The 18,877-nt window shown below is 36.7% G+C and carries 13 protein-coding genes; 8 read left to right on the forward strand and 5 right to left on the reverse strand.

Annotated features, from left to right (window positions below; all coding sequences use genetic code 11):
* Positions 1-2,137 precede the first annotated feature (2,137 nt).
* Both ACZZZW_RS20315 and ACZZZW_RS20320 read left to right on the forward strand, forming a co-directional pair.
* A complete protein-coding gene (locus tag ACZZZW_RS20315) occupies positions 2,138-4,942 on the forward strand; it encodes a TolB family protein (RefSeq protein ID WP_463496184.1) in 2,805 nt (934 codons plus the stop codon).
* A 3-nt stretch (positions 4,943-4,945) separates the two neighbouring features.
* Positions 4,946-5,224 carry a lipopolysaccharide assembly protein LapA domain-containing protein gene (locus tag ACZZZW_RS20320; RefSeq protein ID WP_055905924.1) on the forward strand — a complete coding sequence of 93 codons (279 nt, stop codon included), beginning with the start codon at positions 4,946-4,948 and terminating at the stop codon, positions 5,222-5,224.
* Positions 5,225-5,452: 228 nt separating this feature from the next.
* Here ACZZZW_RS20320 and ACZZZW_RS20325 read toward each other — a convergent pair whose 3' ends face one another.
* Both ACZZZW_RS20325 and ACZZZW_RS20330 read right to left on the reverse strand, forming a co-directional pair.
* Positions 5,453-5,749 (reverse strand): hypothetical protein, encoded by a 297-nt coding sequence (locus ACZZZW_RS20325; protein ID WP_055905927.1) that lies wholly within the window; start codon positions 5,747-5,749, stop codon positions 5,453-5,455.
* Between the two features lie 142 nt (positions 5,750-5,891).
* Positions 5,892-6,614, reverse strand: a complete 723-nt coding sequence (locus tag ACZZZW_RS20330; RefSeq protein ID WP_055905930.1) for a pirin family protein — start codon at positions 6,612-6,614, stop codon at positions 5,892-5,894.
* 377 nt (positions 6,615-6,991) lie between these two features.
* Between ACZZZW_RS20330 and ACZZZW_RS20335 the strand changes: the two genes are divergently transcribed.
* Entirely contained in the window at positions 6,992-8,248 is a 1,257-nt protein-coding gene (locus ACZZZW_RS20335) for a hypothetical protein (RefSeq protein ID WP_463496187.1), read from the forward strand.
* 114 nt (positions 8,249-8,362) lie between these two features.
* Here the strand turns inward: ACZZZW_RS20335 and ACZZZW_RS20340 are convergent, their stop codons facing one another.
* The 3 genes from ACZZZW_RS20340 to ispE form a co-directional block, all read right to left on the reverse strand.
* A complete protein-coding gene (locus tag ACZZZW_RS20340; RefSeq protein ID WP_055905937.1) occupies positions 8,363-9,529 on the reverse strand; it encodes a trans-sulfuration enzyme family protein in 1,167 nt (388 codons plus the stop codon).
* 109 nt (positions 9,530-9,638) lie between these two features.
* Entirely contained in the window at positions 9,639-10,058 is a 420-nt protein-coding gene (locus tag ACZZZW_RS20345; RefSeq protein WP_055906605.1) for an OsmC family protein, read from the reverse strand.
* A 145-nt stretch (positions 10,059-10,203) separates the two neighbouring features.
* Positions 10,204-11,007 (reverse strand): 4-(cytidine 5'-diphospho)-2-C-methyl-D-erythritol kinase, encoded by an 804-nt coding sequence (gene ispE / locus ACZZZW_RS20350; protein ID WP_055905940.1) that lies wholly within the window; start codon positions 11,005-11,007, stop codon positions 10,204-10,206.
* A gap of 210 nt (positions 11,008-11,217) precedes the next feature.
* Between ispE and ACZZZW_RS20355 the strand changes: the two genes are divergently transcribed.
* The 5 genes from ACZZZW_RS20355 to ACZZZW_RS20375 all read left to right on the forward strand — a co-directional run bounded on the left by ACZZZW_RS20355 (position 11,218) and on the right by ACZZZW_RS20375 (position 18,843).
* On the forward strand, positions 11,218-12,012 hold the full coding sequence (locus ACZZZW_RS20355) for a thymidylate synthase (RefSeq protein WP_055905943.1): 795 nt from the start codon (positions 11,218-11,220) through the stop codon (positions 12,010-12,012).
* Positions 12,013-12,240: 228 nt separating this feature from the next.
* The gene (locus ACZZZW_RS20360; protein WP_055905947.1) at positions 12,241-12,750 is read left to right on the forward strand and encodes a dihydrofolate reductase; all 510 of its coding nucleotides are present in this window, start codon (positions 12,241-12,243) and stop codon (positions 12,748-12,750) included.
* A gap of 402 nt (positions 12,751-13,152) precedes the next feature.
* Positions 13,153-16,134 (forward strand): protein translocase subunit SecDF, encoded by a 2,982-nt coding sequence (gene secDF, locus ACZZZW_RS20365; RefSeq protein ID WP_055905953.1) that lies wholly within the window; start codon positions 13,153-13,155, stop codon positions 16,132-16,134.
* A 372-nt stretch (positions 16,135-16,506) separates the two neighbouring features.
* Positions 16,507-17,841, forward strand: a complete 1,335-nt coding sequence (locus ACZZZW_RS20370; RefSeq protein WP_463496192.1) for an NAD(P)/FAD-dependent oxidoreductase — start codon at positions 16,507-16,509, stop codon at positions 17,839-17,841.
* A gap of 141 nt (positions 17,842-17,982) precedes the next feature.
* Positions 17,983-18,843 (forward strand): hydroxymethylglutaryl-CoA lyase, encoded by an 861-nt coding sequence (locus ACZZZW_RS20375; RefSeq protein ID WP_055905963.1) that lies wholly within the window; start codon positions 17,983-17,985, stop codon positions 18,841-18,843.
* Positions 18,844-18,877 lie beyond the last annotated feature (34 nt).

An 18,877-nucleotide genomic window follows, 5' to 3' on the forward strand; every position in this document is an offset into this window, starting at 1 on the left:
TGATATAGACGGGATTCCTGTTTAACTAAAATCATTACTATAAATTTAGTATCAATTTTTCAATAATGATTTGCCAAAAGAACCTTGAAATTTCACTATTCTTCTTGATTAGGACCATCTAACATAGAGATTAAAAAGCATTTTATAAATAAGTTAAAAGCATTAACACAGGGCAAATAAAAGGCTTTAATCTTTAATATAATCAGCAATCAAACAATTGCTAAAAAGCTAGTAATAGTCCATACGCAATACACTATATTGATTACAGAATTTACTTCAATAGCAGAACTATTAAACTCACAAAAAGAGTATAAATATCAATTCACATTCTTAATTATTCATCTCAATTTGACACCAAATTCACTTAACCAACCAAGCATCATAAATTGGTTAAGTTATGAATCCTCTTTCAATCAACAACCGCATTTCGGGCAATAATTAATTTAACAAATCCTAACATTTTCCGTTTATAATTCCATTAACAAAGAAAAAATTAAGAAGAAAACTATCATGAGACTAAATATAAAAACAATGAAGATTAAAAGTATTGCAATATTTTAAGTGTGAATCTTTAGATAATTTATAAAGAAAATTAAGATGGAAAACCTCCTTAAAACTCATCTTATAAAACTTTAAATCCAAGCCAAAATAAGCGCTAGAAAAAATAATCATCTTCAATAAATAGAGATACAAAGAAAGCTCCAAGGAAATGAAAAATATCGTAAAATTTTACCTAAAACAAACTTCATATTCATCTATTAATTTCGTTTGAAAACAAACAATTATAGTGTAAGAAAAAGGTTATTAAACCACTAAAATAAATGACAAAAAACACTCTATAATTGATACCAGAATATGTGAATAATTTGGCTCTAGAATATTAAAATGCGCAGAATTAAGCTCCAAACCAAATGAAACAAAAGCAAATTTCAAGTAAAAAATATCTAGAATAATCACTCTACTTTTTATCTGGATTTATAGTGTTATAAAGCATCCGATTTTCGTATTATAAAATATCATCAATAAAATAACAGCGCATCTTAATCCATCCTCAGAAATTTTTGCGATGAAAAAGCAACTAAAAATATTAAAGAAATTAGCTATTCCCGACTCAATTCATCTTAAAATATTCAGGATATTGAGTGACGAAAACCTACATTTTAGCTTATTCTCATAGGCAAAACGCAAAAAGACTCCCCATTTTTGATTTTTGGTCAATTCACACTTTTTTAGTCGAAAACCCCTTTTAAATAACATTCAGAGCACTTTTTTATGTCAAAATAAAAATCTCTGTAAAACCTGAAGAATACATACTTATTCATGAATATCGTCAGGAAATGCAGTTATAAGTCTGAAAAAATACAAATAAGGGCGCCAACCATCTTAAAAAAACATACAAATTAGAGCTAAGAGTCTCAATTTAACTCAAGAAATTAAGCTTAAAAATCAACTTTTTGGCTGAAGACACATGCTATTTACAGCAAATAATCTTGTGCTTTCAAGGTTTAAAATTTATTAGAAAAAGAAAATTTTTGATATCTCAGCGCAAAATTTAATAAAATTGAGATCTAAATGATCACGTTATAATATAGACATTTTGTCATAAAAATCTACTTTTAGGTATAGTTCAGGAATTTCTAGCGTAAGATTTTTATGAAAATTTGGTGTAGAAATACTCACACAAAACTTGTTTCTGTAAAGCCAAAAATGCCTTAAATTCTAGTCTCCAAGAGAGTGGTTCTTCCCCTTAAAACTCCAATCAATTTTAGATTAGCTTAAGAAATTAATAATGATGAAAAGCGGACTATCCATTCAAATTTCTTCAAGTCTTTAAACCCTTAAGCAAGTTGTTAAAAACTATACAGATTTTTAAAAAGACAATAAATTATTCAGAGAAAATCGATTAATAAGTGTAAATTAAATCAATAAAATTAGCAGCTTAAAAAAAATTAATTAAAGCCTCAATCCTCATAAAAATCAACAAAAAATAAGGTTAAAAACAATAAATATTGATATTTAATTAAATCATATTATTAACTAATAATCAATACATTAAATATTAATAGTTAAATTAAATATCTACCAAAACAAAGATCAGCAAATTTTAAAAAACTAAATATTTTAGCAAAGAATTTAAATGAATTTAAATAAATCAAACAAAAAATTAATTATCAAGTACTTAAGTGCATTTACATTAAGTTTCACATCACTATCAGTTTTCGGGCAAATTTTCAGCACTGCACAAAACCCACTTAGTGTAAAATGGAACTACATTTCATCAGGAGGCTTCAAAATCATCTATCCTCAAGAATTAGAGAAAGAAGCCCAGAGAATGGCCAATACCCTACCCTTCATCTACCTTAAAATAGGGTTTGGACTAAGGCAGCAAAAAACCACTATTCCGCTCTTGTTACAGAACCGCGGCACCCAGGCAAACGGCTTTGTTCAGCTCGCACCTAAGAAGTCTGAATTCTATGCTACCCCACCTCAGTTTTTCGATAGTCAGGATTGGCTGAACAACCTCGCTGTACATGAACTTAGGCACATTGCCCAGTTTGACAAATTGACAGAAACGCAAGCGCACCCCTTCCCCGAGCTGGTATACTTTGCTTATTTTGGCGCGGGCATCCCAACCTGGTTTTTTGAAGGGGATGCTGTGGTTAACGAAACTGCCCTTACCCATTCGGGCAGAGGCCGACAACCAAACTGGATCATGCCTTACCGAACTTCCGTTTTAGAAGGAAAAAAATTTTCGTACAGTAAAGCTTATTTTGGTTCGAACAAGGATGTAACGCCAGGCTATTACCAAACAGGATATTTGATGGTTTCAGATATGAAGGAAAAATATGGTCAGTTCATTTCAGACAGTTTACTTGGAGATATCCGAAAGAGGCCGTTAAGACTTTACCCATTCTCCGGGAGCTTAAAAAAATTTACAGAACAAAATACCAGGCAATATTTTCTTTCTACCCAAAATAAGCTCGCAGAAAAATGGAAAATACAGCAGGAAAAATCTATACCAGAAAACTATGAAAGTTTGAATAAACAACCTGCTTTAGCTACTGATTATTTTCTTCCGGTAAGGTTAAATAAAAACCAGATTTTAGCATTGAAAGAAAGCAAGACTGATACACGTTATTTTGTTATCATTAATGAAGATAAATCGGAACAAAAATTATTCGGAATCGGCTATCAGGAACAACCTTGGTTTAGCTTAAAAAATAACATTTTGGTTTGGGATGAAATCCGTTACGACCCAAGATATAAACAGCGCAGTTATAGCGTAATCTGTTCGTATAATTTGCAGACAAAAAAATTCAAAAAATTAAGCAGTAAGAGTAGGCTCTTCTCTCCCAGCCTTTCTAATGATGGAACAAAAATCATAGCAGCAAAAGTAGAGCTGTACAATCAATTTAACCTGGTAGAAATAGATGCCAGCTCCGGAAAGATTTTAAAAACTTTTCCAAATCCAACAAATGAAATTTTGCAAACGCCATCCTTTGATCAATCGGGAAATAAAATCGCCTACATCAGCGTTACTGAAAAAGGAAAGAGTTTGTGGTTGATCGATGGTGATCAAAAATCGGAGTTGATTTCGAACAGCAGACAACAATTAAGCCGACCGGTTTTTATCGGAAACAAAATTGTTTTTAATGCGCATTTTAACGGCATTGATAACATTTATGAAATTGATCCTGATTCAAAAAAAATCAATGCACTTAGCGCAGCTAAATATGGTGCATTTAATCCTTCCGAAAGCATGGAGGGGAAAATCGTTTTCAACAATTATAAAATCAACGGTTATGAAATTGCGGAAGCAGCACTAAGCGAAAAACCGGTTGGTGAAAATAACTTTATAGATTTTTCTGAAGCAGCAGAAAAGCAGGAAAATGTTGGAAATGTTTTTAATCAGATTCCCGACAGCACCTACCAGTCTAAACGCTACCATCAGGCATTAAACTTGTTTAGTTTTCATAGCATTATTCCTGTTATCGATAATGAATATCTTTTCGGGCTGGAGCTTCAATCGAACAATCTGCTCAACACTATGGATTTTTACACAGGGGCAAAATACCACCGCGATTTAAAACGTTTTGAGTACACTGCAGATATCAGCTATAAGGCACTTTACCCTGTACTAAGCCTGTTATACCGCAACCGACCGAAAAGAACGTTTTACCGCGCTAAAAATGTGATACAGCAGGGCGATTGGAGAGAGAACTATGTTAAGCTTAATGCATCACTTCCACTTTCATTTAATGCAAGGAATGAGAATTATGCTTTTACCTTAAATGCAGCAACCAGTTTTACACAAAGGTACCTGCCGGAAAACATGCCTGCCAATTTTATCCGCGAACTTAAATTTCCACTGGAATATAATTTTACTTTTAACCATAGCGTGCGAACCACCGAGCGAGACATTGCTCCGAAATGGGCACAAGTGTTAAGGGCAACCTACAACCACCAACCGTTTGATAAAAATTTAAAAGGAGAGATTTTAGCTCTCGAAAGTTTCTTTTACTTTCCGGGGATCGCCAAAAACCATTCGTTTCTAGCTAGCTTCAATTACCAAAAAGCCAGCGGTGTAAACCAGTACGCCACCGAGATTGCAACTGTTTATGGATACAACAATATTTTGGCAAAAAATGTGCTGCAAAACAGTTTACTTTTTAACTACCGTTTTCCTTTTGCATTTCCTGATTGGGAATTAGGTCCGCTTGCCTATGTAAGAAATTTTAGGGCGGGGTTATTTTGCCATTATGAAAACATCGGTAAAGGAACCACTTTTAACGATCCTAAAACTTATGGTGTAGAATTGAATACAAGCGTAAACATTTTGAGGTATCAACCTGTTGTTGATTTAGGAGCACGGTTGGTTTTTGTTAATCAGATTTACAATCAAAATCCGATATTAGAGTTTTCATTTAATTATAGCTTTTAAACCATGAGTGCAAAAACAATTTCCATCATTATCCTAACTGTATTACTGACTATATTTTTGATGGTAAATACTGAGCCTGTTGATTTCGATTTTTTAGTTGCCACCGTTCCGGTATCTAAACTTTTGGTTATCGGCATTTGTATCATCATCGGTTTCATTATCGGCTTTGTTGTTGGAAGGCCGCGAAAAACATTAAGCAGTTACGATGATGAAATCGAAAAACACCAACCTGTTTCGAATAAGAAAGAATTGAGTGACGAGGACAGGGATTATATTAGCTAATGGCGAAGATTAGATAGGATTTCAAAATTTGATTTGCTATAGCAAATCATTATCCCGACTGGAACGCAGTGAAATGGAGAGACCTGGCTTGATAGATCTCTCGGCTTTATTGCACTTCGCTCGGGATGACGGGCACTCAGGATTTTGATCTTTATAAACTTTCTCTCAATCACCTTGTTTTTTTTTAGGAGACAGATTACTCAATTTAAATGAGAAGTGTTTTTCTTCCTAGCTCAGCGCAGTCATAATCTCGCCATACAATAGGCCGCTACCCCCGCCATAATGTTGTATAATTTTTAGTTCCGGCCTTAATGAAAGTAGTTTATTTTTCAGTTCAGTTTCCGAACTGGGTTCAATTCCATTACCAAGTAAAACCAGGTCAACCTGCTGTTCTGCGCAAATGGAAATAGCTTCTTCATCTTTGCAAACACATAAACCCTTCCATTCGGGCCTTGCATTTAACAAACGGTTCATCACTGCAGTTATTTCGGTATCACGGCCAATATATAGTATGGTAGTTTGCATTTTTTTTAATTTAAGAAGTAATATTTATTAAAAAATCGTCAGTTCAGCTGAAGCACCAATTACATTGGCAGCAAGGTGGAGAAATGCCTGATCTCTACTTCAGGCTTTCTCCACAACAGCCGAAAAAGACGATTTTTATAATTTAATTCAATTCCATTGGAACATCCATTAATAAAACCTCTGCATCAGCAGTATTGGCTTTAAAACTGATGCTGTCTGTATCCCAAACCCCTAATCCATCTCTTTTACTCAGCACCTGTCCATTAATGGTAACTTCGCCACTGATTACGAAAGCATAAACCCCGTTACCAGCTTTTTTGATTTTATATTCGGTTTCAAAACCTTCATCAAACTTACCTAGCGAAAACCAGGCATCTTGCTGAATCCAAACTCCTGCATCATCAGCATTTGGCGATAAAATCTGCTGAAAGTTATTGTGTCTCGCAGCAAGGTCTAAAGTTTGTTGGTCATATCGCGGGGTAACGTTTTTCTTGTTCGGAAACAACCAGATCTGCAATAAATTTAACTGCTCATCAGCATTTGCATTAAATTCGCTATGACTAACACCTGTACCGGCGCTCATAACCTGAATTTCTCCATTTTTAATTACTGCTGAATTACCCATACTATCTTTGTGTGCAATTGCACCTGCCAATGGGATGGTAATAATTTCCATATTATCATGTGGATGAGAACCAAAACCCATTCCACCATCAATACTGTCGTCATTTAAAACCCTTAAAACTCCGAAGTGCATCCTTTCTGGATTGTAATAATTAGCAAAACTGAACGAGTGGTGTGCATTTAACCAGCCATGATTAGCATGACCGCGGGTGTTTTCTTTGTGCAAAATAAACTGTGACATAAATTTCCTTTCTTGTTTATGATACAAATTTACAGCAAGCAAGTTTGCTGTGCATTGACCTAGGATAAGAAGTGAGTTTGGAATGGAACGCGCCAGGTGTTAATCGTAACTAGCATTTATTAAAGTTGAATTGGTTCATTAAGTATATTAAAAATAAAGCCTTTTAAAGGAAAAAACTTTTAAATACCCTCCAAACACTATGAGGAAGCAAAACCTCTTCGCAAGGCATTGATTTATGCTTTTAACATCAACAATTTGGACAAAATGATATTTCCAACCTTAAACATAACCAATCCTTAACATTTTTTCAGTTTTAAGTTTACATCAATTCTTTAAACTTGTTTCAATTTCACCAAATAATCAGCCTTAAAAAAACCATGCAAAAAAACACAATCTGGATGCTTCTGGCCATATGCCTGATAAGCGTATCCTGCAAAAAGAATACATTGCCAGTAAATAGCGTTACTACAGCAAGTCAAAACAAAACCAGTCTGTTGGCCACAACGGCAGCAGCCAGCGCAGCTGCAAGTGTAAACGCTTATACCAATACATCAAGTTATATCAGTTCGGGCTTTTCATTTTTAAACCCAACACAGTTAGATAAAAACCGACAGGCCATTGGCGGTAGTGCTTACACGGAGGTATATGGCTTTAACATCCCTGAAGAAAACAGGGTAAGGGGCATTAGGTGGAATGAAGACGACGAAACAACATCAATTTGGCGCCCTCAGGGAATAGCGGGTTTCTCTAGAAATGGCGTGCGTTATTTATTGGTGAGCTGGTATGCTAAAGATGCAGCAGAAAGTAAAGGCTCCAGAATAACGCTTATTGACATCAGCCCAAGCTCGAGCACTTATTTAACTTACAGACATATTTTATTGGTACAGCCAACGCTGCCAACCGGCACTTTGGATTACACACAATATGGTACTTATGCACCATTAAATGTGCATGCTGGCAGACTGGCTTATTTTAATGGCAAAATTTATTTAAGCAGTACAAGTTTGGGCTTAAGGGTTTTCGATTTGGATAAAATTATTGAGGTAACTTCAGGGACTGGCACTGATGATAAATGTGGTAAAGATGCTAGTGGTAACCTATACGCTTTCAACTACCGTTACATCCTTCCACAGGTAGGTTACTATAAAATTAATGATGCCAGTCCTATTTCAACAGTACAGGTGAATTACGAAAACAATCAATTATGGACCGGTCAATATTATGCAGGAAGTGCAGATGCATCGATTGTACCTAAAATATTTGGCTTTCCGATCAGCACAGCCGGAGAATTGCAGAATTCGGGTATACAAACCGTTGTTCCAAAAAATAGTTTATTTACTTCAGATCATGCACATGGGATCCAGGGGGTATTCAGAAAAGGAAACAGGACATGGCTTTCGTGCACCGGATCACCTAGCGAATCGTACGGATCTACAGCCCGTTTAGCGAGGTATACTGATGGTGACACCAATACCGTTCGATACAGATGGCCTTATGGAGCTGAATCATTATATCTTGAAGCCCAATATGGATATTTATGGAGCTTAACCGAATTCGAACCGAATGCAGGAGCTCAAAACGGCAGTCAGGTTAACCGTTGCATATTCGCTGTAGATTTTTCAAAATACGAATAATTATTCTTCTACCTCGTTGTAAAAATTCGTCATTTCGACTGAAGCGCAGCGTAATGGAGAAATCTTTATCACAGTACAAAGATTTCTCCAATACGTTCGAAACAATATTATGCCTTAAGCCAATGCTTGCTCAATATCAGCTAAAATATCATTAATATGCTCTAAACCGATAGATAAGCGGATAGAACCTTGCTCAATACCAACTTCGTTACGTTGTTCTTCAGTAAGTTTACTATGTGTACTTGTTGCGGGATGCGTTGCTATAGAACGGGTATCGGCCAGATTTGCAGAGATGGAGAACATTTTTAAATTATCCATAAATTTACGGGCAGCATCTATCCCCCCATCAACCACAATGGTAACAATGCCACCACCCTGTTTCATTTGTTTTTTAGCAATTTCATATTGTGGGTGAGAAGGTAAAAATGGATATTTTACCAGCTTAATTTTTGGGTGTTTCTCTAAATATTCGGCCACCTTTAAAGCATTTTCGCAATGACGGTCCATACGGATGGCCAAAGTTTCTAAACTTTTAGATAAAATCCATGCGTTAAAAGGCGATAAAGCTGGTCCGCTGTGGCGCGCGAAAGCAATAACCTCGGCAATTAATTCTTTTGTACCTAAAATAACACCTCCCAAAACACGGCCCTGACCATCGATATATTTGGTTGCAGAATGGATTGAAATGTGCGCACCAAGTTCAATCGGCCGCTGTAAATATGGTGTAGCAAAACAATTATCCACAACCAATAACTGATTGTGTTTTTTAGCCAGGTTGCCTAAAAATTCAAGATCAATAATATCGATACCAGGATTAGATGGCGTTTCTACAAAAATCATTTTTGTATTTGGCTTAATCAAAGCCTCCCAATCCTGCGGTTTATCTAAATCAGCATAATCGAAAGTAACGCCCCAATTAGAAAAAACATTGGTTAGCAACTGGTGGGTAGAGCCGAAAACCGATCTACTTGAAACAATATGATCACCATTTTTTAAGAAAGCACCAAATGTTGTAAAAATTGCGGCCATGCCTGTTGCTGTGGCAAAACCATCTTCAGCACCTTCTAAGAGGCACATTTTTTCGATAAATTCTGATGTATTTGGATTTGAATAACGGCTATACACATTCCCTTCCTTTTCGTTGGCAAATAAGGCACGCATTTCTTCGGCATCTTCAAATTTATAACTCGAGGTAAGGTAAATCGGAGAAGAATGCTCTTTATGCAGGCTGCGTTCGGTTTGAGTGCGTATAGCTATGGTTTCAAAATTTTCGGATTTCATTGTATTGCTAAATATGAGTATTGAGATGTGAAATGATGGTTTTGTAATGTGAGATTTGAGGTATGAGATTTTATTCTCAACCTTAAACCCTACAGCTTAAACTGCTACTCTACACCTTGTTTATTTTATAAGTAAAATTAATTGTTGCTGAACGGCCTAAGATATTTGATACAGAGCAATATTTATCGAATGTCATTGCTAAAGCACGCTCTACTTTTGGTACGCTTAAATCGCCGAACAGGTCGAAATGAATATTGATTACATCAAAAATCGGAGGCATTTCTTCGTCTTTTCTAGTGGCATTAATTGCAATCTTAACATCATCAAGTGGTTCTTTCTGCTTCGCTAATACATTTACCATATCAATACCGCTGCAGCCACCTAATCCGATCAACAACATTTCCATTGGCCTAAAACCCTTTCCTTCGCCACCAATAGCAGCTTTTGCATCCAACTCCACAGTAAAACCGCTCTCGTTTTCTGCTTCAAAATTAAATTTACCGCTTTTGCGGATTAGATTTATATTCATTGTGTATCCTATTGGGATGTTAGATTTGAAACGCGAGATTTGAGGCATTTTAATGCCTTAAACCATCTACCTTAAACCTTTCACCGCTATTTAATTTAATACCTAATATTTTTGCCATTTACATGCTATGTGCTATGTGCTTTGCTTAAATACCATAAAATACTAAGTTATTTACTTCCAGTTCTGGCAATTTTACCGGATGGTCGAAAATTGCAAAAACCGACGAACCGCTACCACTCATTAAAGCGAATGTTGCGCCTGCATCGTATAAACTGGTTTTTATTTGATGAATTTGGGGATATTTAGCGAAAACCGATATTTCGAAATCGTTGATAACCTTATTTTTCCATGTTGTTGGGCACAAATGTATGATTTCTTTTAACGATTGCAAAGGTTTTTGAGGTTTTACATGCGCATAAGCATCTGCAGTACTTACATGTACAGGCGGTTTTACCAAAACTTTAAACCAGGCTGACAAATCTATTTCGCATTTTTGAAATTCATCACCTTTATTAAACGCATAAACAGGTTTATTTTCGATAAAAAAGGCACAATCGGCACCCAATTGACGGGCGTAATCTTCCATTTTATCAACAGACATCCCCAAACTGAATTTCTCATTTAATAACTTAATTAAAAAAGCACAATCAGCAGATCCTCCTCCCAAACCAGCACCCACAGGAATATTTTTAAATAAACTGATTTGCTGTTCTGGAATGTCATAGTCGTTTTTAACCAATTCATAGGCCTTATAACATAAATTATCATTTGCATCACCAGGAATATCAATTCCAAAAATTTTACACGATGTAATTGCGGCATCAGTAATTTCTACGGCATCTTTAATGTTGATCGGATAAAAAACAGTTTCGAGGTTGTGGTAACCATCAGCACGTTTTTCGGTGATATTTAAGCCTAAGTTTATTTTTGCGTTGGGAAAAGATAGCATGTTAGTCGTGAGTCGTGAGTTTTAAGTCGTGAGTTCATGGTGCCGAAACCAGCAGACATCTCACTTGCAAACATACAAATTTTATGCAGGTCACAGCTTTAAGCCAAGGCTGCACACCGAGATTACACACAACCGATGTTAACAATTAAAACAATAAAATGATTTATAACACCTGATAAATTTTAGATATTTGTAAATTATCAGAACAGTATGAAACAATATTTAGATTTAATGCAGCATGTGCTGGATCATGGCGCTCAAAAGCACGACCGTACCGGTACTGGAACTATAAGTGTTTTTGGTTACCAGATGCGCTTTAACCTTAAGGAAGGTTTTCCGATGGTGACCACAAAAAAATTGCACTTAAAATCTATTATACACGAATTGATCTGGTTTTTAACTGGCGATACCAACATTAAATACCTTAAAGATAATGGCGTGCGCATTTGGGATGAATGGGCTGATGAAAACGGCAATTTAGGCCCGGTTTATGGTTCGCAATGGAGAAGTTGGCCAACACCAGACGGGCAGCACATCGATCAGATTACAAATGTTATCAATACGATAAAAAACAATCCCGATTCGAGAAGAATTATTGTTTCTGCCTGGAATGTTGCCGAAATTGAAAATATGGCTTTGCCCCCTTGTCATGCATTTTTTCAGTTTTACATAGCGGATGGAAAATTAAGCTGCCAGTTATACCAACGCAGTGCAGATATTTTCTTGGGTGTACCTTTTAATATTGCCTCTTACGCATTGCTTACCATGATGGTTGCACAGGTTTGCGGTTTAGAAGCCGGAGACTTTATCCATACCTTAGGCGATGCACATTTATACAATAACCACATTGAGCAAGCAAATTTGCAGCTAAGCCGGCAGCCAAAACCACTACCCACCATGAAAATCAATCCTGATGTAAAAAGCATTTTTGATTTTAAATTTGAAGATTTTACGCTTGAGAATTACGAAGCACATCCTCATATTAAGGGTATTGTTGCGGTGTAGTTGCTTAATTGAAAGCTAGATTGCTTCACTCCCGATCTCAGCCAAAGGCTTTTGTTCGCAATGACGCGGCATTTGTCTTCATCGCCTGTAGGAACGAAGAAACAACCTCATTCAGCCATTGGCAGAGGTTGATCTAAGTAAAGTAGGTTACAAAAATATTATGAAAAGGGTCCTAATGGTTCAAAATAACGAACACGTTAGCGAAATGAACCAATAAACGATTGACTAATGACCAATGAACTAAAAAGCCCCTCACTTGCCATCGCCGTTGCTATAGGCGAAAACTTCGCCATTGGCAAAAATAACCAGCTTTTGTGGCATATGCCGGCTGATTTAAAGTTTTTTAAGCAAACCACATCAGGCCATACCGTAATAATGGGACGCAAAACGTTCGATTCTGTTGGAAAACCATTACCAAACCGCAGAAATATTGTAATTACCCGAGATACTGAATTAAAAATTGAGGGCGTTGAAGTGGTAAACAGTTTAGATGAAGCTTTAGCGATTACCAAAACGGAAGAAAAACAAGTATTTATTGTTGGTGGGGCTGAAATTTACAAACAGGCATTGCCAAAAATTACTACATTATATTTAACTACCATTCACCATAATTTTGATGCAGATACTTTTTTCCCTGAAATTGACAGGAATGAATGGAAATTAATTAGCAGCGAAGCCCATAAAGCCGACGAAAAAAACAAATACGATTATACTTTTAAAGTTTTAGAAAGGATATAATCCTTTAGTCATCTGCGGTAAGGAAGCATGAAGCAACCTAAAACCAGGTTGCCAAGCGATCTTTATATAATGTTTTGCGGCCACCTAGGGCAAAATATCCAAAACCCCACTACCTTGGCCGCCTAAACCCGATATACGTGGATGCCCCCGATTTTTTGTATCGGGGCAGAAACATTAGCGGGACGGAACCTCAGCCAAAAGCTGCTGCAATTGCTTTCCCAATCAATATCATCTGCATTTTAAACTCCTTTATGGATTATGTATGGAGAATCGTAAAGGATTATTGCCCGATAAAAATTATTGTTAATAAATTATCAATTAAGGGGTTCTATAATTTAAAAATTTAATTAGATTTGCCGACTTGTTAAAAAACAGCGAAAGACAAATTATTTTAAACAAACAATGCAAGGAAAAGGTTTTATTAAGTTTATAGCGATAGTATTGGCTATCGTTTGTGCGTACGCACTTTCTTTTACTTTGGTAGCATCCAAGGTAGAAAAAGACGCAAAAAACGCTGCGAAGGGTGATTTAGCCAAAGAAAAGGCTTACTTAGATTCGATGAGTACCGTGAAAGTTTATCCTGTAGTTGGATTTACTTATCAAGAGGTAAAAGCGAAAGAGATTAATTTGGGTTTAGACTTAAAAGGCGGAATGAACGTAACGATGGAGATATCGTTAGCGGAGTTGGTAAAATCATTAGCGGGCAACCCTACTGATGCGAACTTCAACAAAGCAGTTCAGAATGCACAGATCCAGTTAAATGCCGGTGGTAAAGATTACATCAAAATTTTTGTTGATGAATTCGAAAAATTAAGCCCTGGAGTTAAACTTGCAGATTATTTTTCTAACCAGGATAATGCATCTCAGTTAAAACCTAGCGCAAGCAATGCTGAAGTTGAAGCTTTCTTAGAGAAAGAAGCAACTAGTGCTATCGATCGTTCGTTTACAGTTTTACGTTCCCGTATTGATGGTTCTGGCGTTGTAAGCCCGAACATGCAAAAACAAGAGGGTAGCAACCGTATCTTAATCGAGATGCCAGGTGTACAAGATCAGGAGCGTATGGCGAAACTTTTACAAGGTTCTGCTGAGTTACAATTCTGGCAGGTATACCAGGTACAAGAAGTTGCGCCATTATTAGAAAACATTAATAAAATTTTAGCAGCAACATTAAAAACTGATGCTCCTGCAACTAAAGATACAACTGCTGCTCCAGCTGCTGGTGGTAAATTGGCTGGCCTTGAAAAATCGGCTACTAAAGATACTACAGCTAAAGGCGGTAAACTTGCTGGCTTAGGTAAAAAAGATTCTACAGCGGTTAGGGCCGAACTGGCAAAATCTAACCCATTATACGCTGTTCTTAATCTTCCGATTTATCAAGGCGAAAACGGACAACAACAATTAATGCCAGGTGCAGTTGTTGGTATGTCGTTACAAAAAGATACTGCAAAGGTTAACAATTACTTAAAACTTCCTGAAGTTGCTGCATCTATTCCATCAACGATGAAATTTATGTGGAGTGTTAAACCAAGGGAAGGTTCGAGAATTTTCGAATTATATGCTATTAAAGTGGTAAGTGCCGATGGCAAACCAGATTTAGGTGGTGATGCGATTAGCGATTCCAAAGATGATTTTGATCAGCACAACAAACCAGAGGTAACCATGTACATGACCAGCGAAGGTGCTGCTAAATGGAAAAAAATTACTGCTGAAGCTGCTGCTGACCCGAACAACAAAAAATCTATTGCAATTGTATTGGATAACCAGGTTTATTCTGCCCCTACTGTGCAGAACGAAATTGCTGGTGGTGTTTCTTCAATCACTGGTAACTTTACCCAAACAGATACTAAAGATTTATCTAACATCTTAAAAGCTGGTAAATTGCCTGCTCCTGCACGTATTGCCGGTAGTTATGTGGTTGGTCCAACTTTAGGTGCAAAAGCTATTCACGATGGTTTAATCTCATTCGTAATTGCCTTTATCGTAATCTTAATCTTCATGGCGTTGTATTATCACCGTGCAGGTTGGGTTGCTAACTTTGCATTGTTAATCAACTTATTCTTCATCATTGGTATTTTGGTATCACTAGGTGCAGTATTAACCTTACCTGGTATCGCTGGTATCGTGTTAACCATTGGTTTATCGGTAGATGCAAACATCCTTATTTTTGAGCGTGTACGTGAAGAACTTGCACATGGTAAAAATACCGCTACTGCAATTAAAGAAGGTTTTAAACATGCAATGCCTTCAATTATCGATTCAAACGTTACCTTGTTCATCTTAGGTGCTATTCTTTACGTTTTTGGTAGCGGTCCGGTTCAAGGTTTCGCAACTACTTTATGTATTGGTATTCTTTCATCATTATTTGCTGCAGTAGCCATTTCGAGAGTTGTTTTCGAATCGTTATTAAACCGTAAAATCGATGTTAGTTTCGATAACAGCCTAACACGTAATGCATTTAAAAACTTAGCATTCAACTTTGTTGGCCGTCGTAAAATCTATTACATTATCTCTACCATCATTATTATTGCCGGTATTGGTATGTACTTCAAAAATGGCGGTTTAAACCTGGGTGTAGATTTTAAAGGTGGTAGAACTTATTTGGTTCACTTCGATAAAGCTGTTAGTACTGAAGATTTAAAAACCAAGTTAAACCCGGTTTTCGGTAACGAAACGCCAGAGGTTAAAACTGCAGGAGAAGATAGTCAGGTTAAAATCACTACTACTTTCCACATCGAAGATCAGGACATTAAAACTGATAAAGTTGTAGAAGATGCTTTAAACAAAGGTTTAGCAGGTTCTAAATATGAAATCGTAAGTTCACAAAAAGTTACGCCTATCATTGCAAGTGACATTGTAAACGGTGCTTTTTATGCGGTATTGATCTCATGTTTATTCATGTTTATCTATATCGTAGTACGATTCAAAAAATGGCAGTATGGTTTAGGTGCGGTAATCGCATTATTCCATGATGTGTTAATGGTATTGTCTTTCTACACTATTTTAGATGGTATTATGCCATTCTCATTAGAAATTGGTCAGGATTTTATTGCAGCAATTTTAACGGTTATGGGTTATACCATGACAGAAACAGTTGTTGTATTCGACCGTATCCGTGAGAAACTAAAAGAATCTGGTAAAGAAGATTTACATGGTGAAGAACGTAACAACTTAATCAACTTCGCGTTGAACAGTACATTAAGTCGTACGATATTAACTTCATTAACCGTATTCTTCGTGTTATTGGTAATCTTTATTTTCGGTGGTGATAGCATCCGTGGGTTTATCTTTGCATTGTTGATTGGTCGTATCATCGGTACCTACTCATCATTATGCATCTCTACTCCTATCGTAATTGATTTAGGAAGCTCAGCTGAGAAAAAGTAAGATCCAAAAATCTTAATATATACAAGCGCTTCGATTTATCGGGGCGCTTTTTTTGTGCCAAAACTCGTAGGTTTAAAAACTTGCGAGGGTTAAAGTTAAAAGACACAAAGCTTTTCATTTATTTTGCAAAGCAAAACCTGGGGTTCTTCGGTTCCAACAGTCCCGCTGTCCGTTTTATTCCGATGAAGGATCGGTATGCTCACTGCCATCAGGTTTATTTAACCTGGGTAAGTGCTTCGAACCTGCAAAAACACACCTTCGTCATACCAGCGTTATATATTAATCAATCAGCTGAAATAGTGGCCAAAACCTCAATTTTTAAACCTTTTGGCCATCTTTTTGTTACATTAGCAACAGATAAACCGATAAAAAATGGATTTACAACTTCCTAAAAGCGAATACCCAAGAGTAGTTATTGTTGGTGGTGGATTTGGTGGCATTGAGTTAGCTAAACGTTTAAAAAACAAGCCTTTTCAAGTGGTTATGCTCGATAAGCATAACTATCATACTTTTCAACCACTGCTTTATCAGGTAGCTACAGGAGGACTGGAAGCAGATTCTATCGCTTTCCCACTACGGAAAATTTTTAAAGGACAAAAAAATCTCATTTTTCGGGTAACCAAAGTAACTGAAGTTAATGCAGCAGAAAATTGTTTACAAACAGATATTGGCAGGATTACTTACGATTATTTGGTAATTGCCACTGGCTCTACCAGTAACTTTTTTGGCAATAAAGAAATTGAAGCCAATTCAATGCCGATGAAGTCAATTCCAGAAGCACTTGATTTAAGAAGTTTGATTTTACAGAATTTTGAGAGATCGCTGATCGAAAAAGATTTAGATAAAAAGAATGCCCTATTAAACTTTGTGGTGGTTGGTGGCGGTCCAACAGGTGTTGAAACCTCCGGTGCCATTGCTGAACTTAAAAGACATGTAATTCCGAACGATTATCCGGAAATGGATTTAAGCAGGGTAAACATTTACCTGATCGAAAATTCGCCGGAATTGTTGGGCGTTATGTCGCCACAGGCACAAAAGAAAGCAAAAGATTTCCTTACCGATATGGGCGTTCAGATCATGAATGAAACCAGGGTACTCGGTTACGATGGACTTACACTCACCTTACAAGATAAAGCACCTATTTTAAGTTCAACAGTGATCTGGAGTGCTGGGGTTAAGGGTGAGGTTTTAAATGGTTTAGATAAAGCTGAAGTGGTAAGAGGTGGCAGATTAAAAACAGATACCCAAAATTTAATTGTAGGTTATCAGAATATTTATGCCATTGGTGATGTGGCTGCCATTGTAGATGAAGAAACGCCAAACGGTCATCCTGGGGTAGCTCCGGCGGCCATTCAACAAGGCCATCACCTCGCTAAAAACCTGATCAACATTAAAGAAAATAAACCTTTGGAGAAATTTAAATATTTCGACAAAGGCTCAATGGCCACAGTAGGTAGAAATAAAGCAGTTGTTGATATCGGTAAAATCCGTTTCCAAGGAGTGTTTGCATGGTTCACCTGGATGTTTGTTCACTTGATGACATTGGTAGGCTTCAGAAACAAAATTATAGTTTTCGTCAATTGGGTTTGGAGTTACTTCAGCTACGATCGGGGAACCCGTTTAATTATTAGAACCTTTGCAAAAGATCGAAGTGTGGATTATAGAAACGAGGTACCATCAGTAAAGGAAGAAGTTAAGGTATCTTAGTCTTTAGTCTTTAGTCTTTAGTCTTTAGTCTTTAGTCTTTAGTCTTTAGTCTTTAAGGCAACTTTAACGGTATAAAATTGTTTTTTATTTCTTTTTTTCTTTGCGAAAAACTTTGCGCATTTTGCGGCTAAATCAAAAAATATGAGCCAAAACAATTTCAAATTAGTAGAGTGTCCGCGCGATGCCATGCAGGGATTGCATGATTTTGTTCCTACGGCACTCAAAATTGAATACCTGAATTTGTTGTTACAGGTGGGTTTTGATACGCTTGATTTTGGAAGTTTTGTTTCACCTAAAGCCATTCCACAAATGGCCGATACCGCTGAGGTTTTATCACATTTGGATTTAAGTAATACCTCTACCAAACTTCTTGCGATTGTAGCCAATTTAAGGGGTGTATTGGATGCAGTAAAGCATCAGGCTATCAGTTACCTCGGTTTTCCTTTTTCAATTTCAGAAACCTTTCAACAGCGCAATACCAATTCGAGCATAGCACAATCCTTAAATACTGTTGAAGAGATGCTTTCTCTTTGCATTAAAAACAATAAAAAAGCAGTTGTTTATTTATCAATGGGTTTTGGGAATCCTTATGGGGATGAATGGAATTATGAAATTGTAGAAAAGTGGGCTGATGTATTGGTGAGTAAAGGTGTGGAGATCTTGTCATTAGCTGATACCGTAGGTGTTTCGACACCAGAAAAGATTAAAAGCATATTGCCCAAGCTAATTTCCAGGTTTAATAAAACCGAAATAGGTATACATTTACACTCCACTCCTACCGAACGTTTTGAAAAGATAGAAGCTGCTTACCATTCAGGCGTAAAACGTATCGATTCTGCACTAAAGGGCTTTGGTGGTTGTCCGATGGCTGCTGATGACCTTACAGGTAATATTGCTACTGAAGATGTAATTGTCTTTTTGAATGCTAAAGGAGAAAACCTCAACCTTGATATGGATAAATGGAATGAGGCAATGGCTTTATCGGGGAAAATATTTGGATAGAGTTGTTATGAGTGATCGTCATTGCGAGGCACGA

Source organism: Pedobacter sp. AC379, from assembly GCF_979258145.1.

Excerpts from the sequence above, each read along its gene's own strand:
- ACZZZW_RS20335 (WP_463496187.1), top strand. The coding sequence starts at position 6,992 with ATGCAAAAAAACACAATCTGGATGCTTCTGGCCATATGCCTGATAAGC.
- ACZZZW_RS20320 (WP_055905924.1), top strand. The coding sequence starts at position 4,946 with ATGAGTGCAAAAACAATTTCCATCATTATCCTAACTGTATTACTGACT.
- ACZZZW_RS20375 (WP_055905963.1), top strand. The coding sequence starts at position 17,983 with ATGAGCCAAAACAATTTCAAATTAGTAGAGTGTCCGCGCGATGCCATG.
- secDF (WP_055905953.1), top strand. The coding sequence starts at position 13,153 with ATGCAAGGAAAAGGTTTTATTAAGTTTATAGCGATAGTATTGGCTATC.
- ACZZZW_RS20315 (WP_463496184.1), top strand. The coding sequence starts at position 2,138 with ATGAATTTAAATAAATCAAACAAAAAATTAATTATCAAGTACTTAAGT.
- ACZZZW_RS20325 (WP_055905927.1), bottom strand. The coding sequence starts at position 5,749 with ATGCAAACTACCATACTATATATTGGCCGTGATACCGAAATAACTGCA.
- ispE (WP_055905940.1), bottom strand. The coding sequence starts at position 11,007 with ATGCTATCTTTTCCCAACGCAAAAATAAACTTAGGCTTAAATATCACC.
- ACZZZW_RS20355 (WP_055905943.1), top strand. The coding sequence starts at position 11,218 with ATGAAACAATATTTAGATTTAATGCAGCATGTGCTGGATCATGGCGCT.
- ACZZZW_RS20360 (WP_055905947.1), top strand. The coding sequence starts at position 12,241 with ATGACCAATGAACTAAAAAGCCCCTCACTTGCCATCGCCGTTGCTATA.
- ACZZZW_RS20345 (WP_055906605.1), bottom strand. The coding sequence starts at position 10,058 with ATGAATATAAATCTAATCCGCAAAAGCGGTAAATTTAATTTTGAAGCA.
- ACZZZW_RS20340 (WP_055905937.1), bottom strand. The coding sequence starts at position 9,529 with ATGAAATCCGAAAATTTTGAAACCATAGCTATACGCACTCAAACCGAA.
- ACZZZW_RS20370 (WP_463496192.1), top strand. The coding sequence starts at position 16,507 with ATGGATTTACAACTTCCTAAAAGCGAATACCCAAGAGTAGTTATTGTT.
- ACZZZW_RS20330 (WP_055905930.1), bottom strand. The coding sequence starts at position 6,614 with ATGTCACAGTTTATTTTGCACAAAGAAAACACCCGCGGTCATGCTAAT.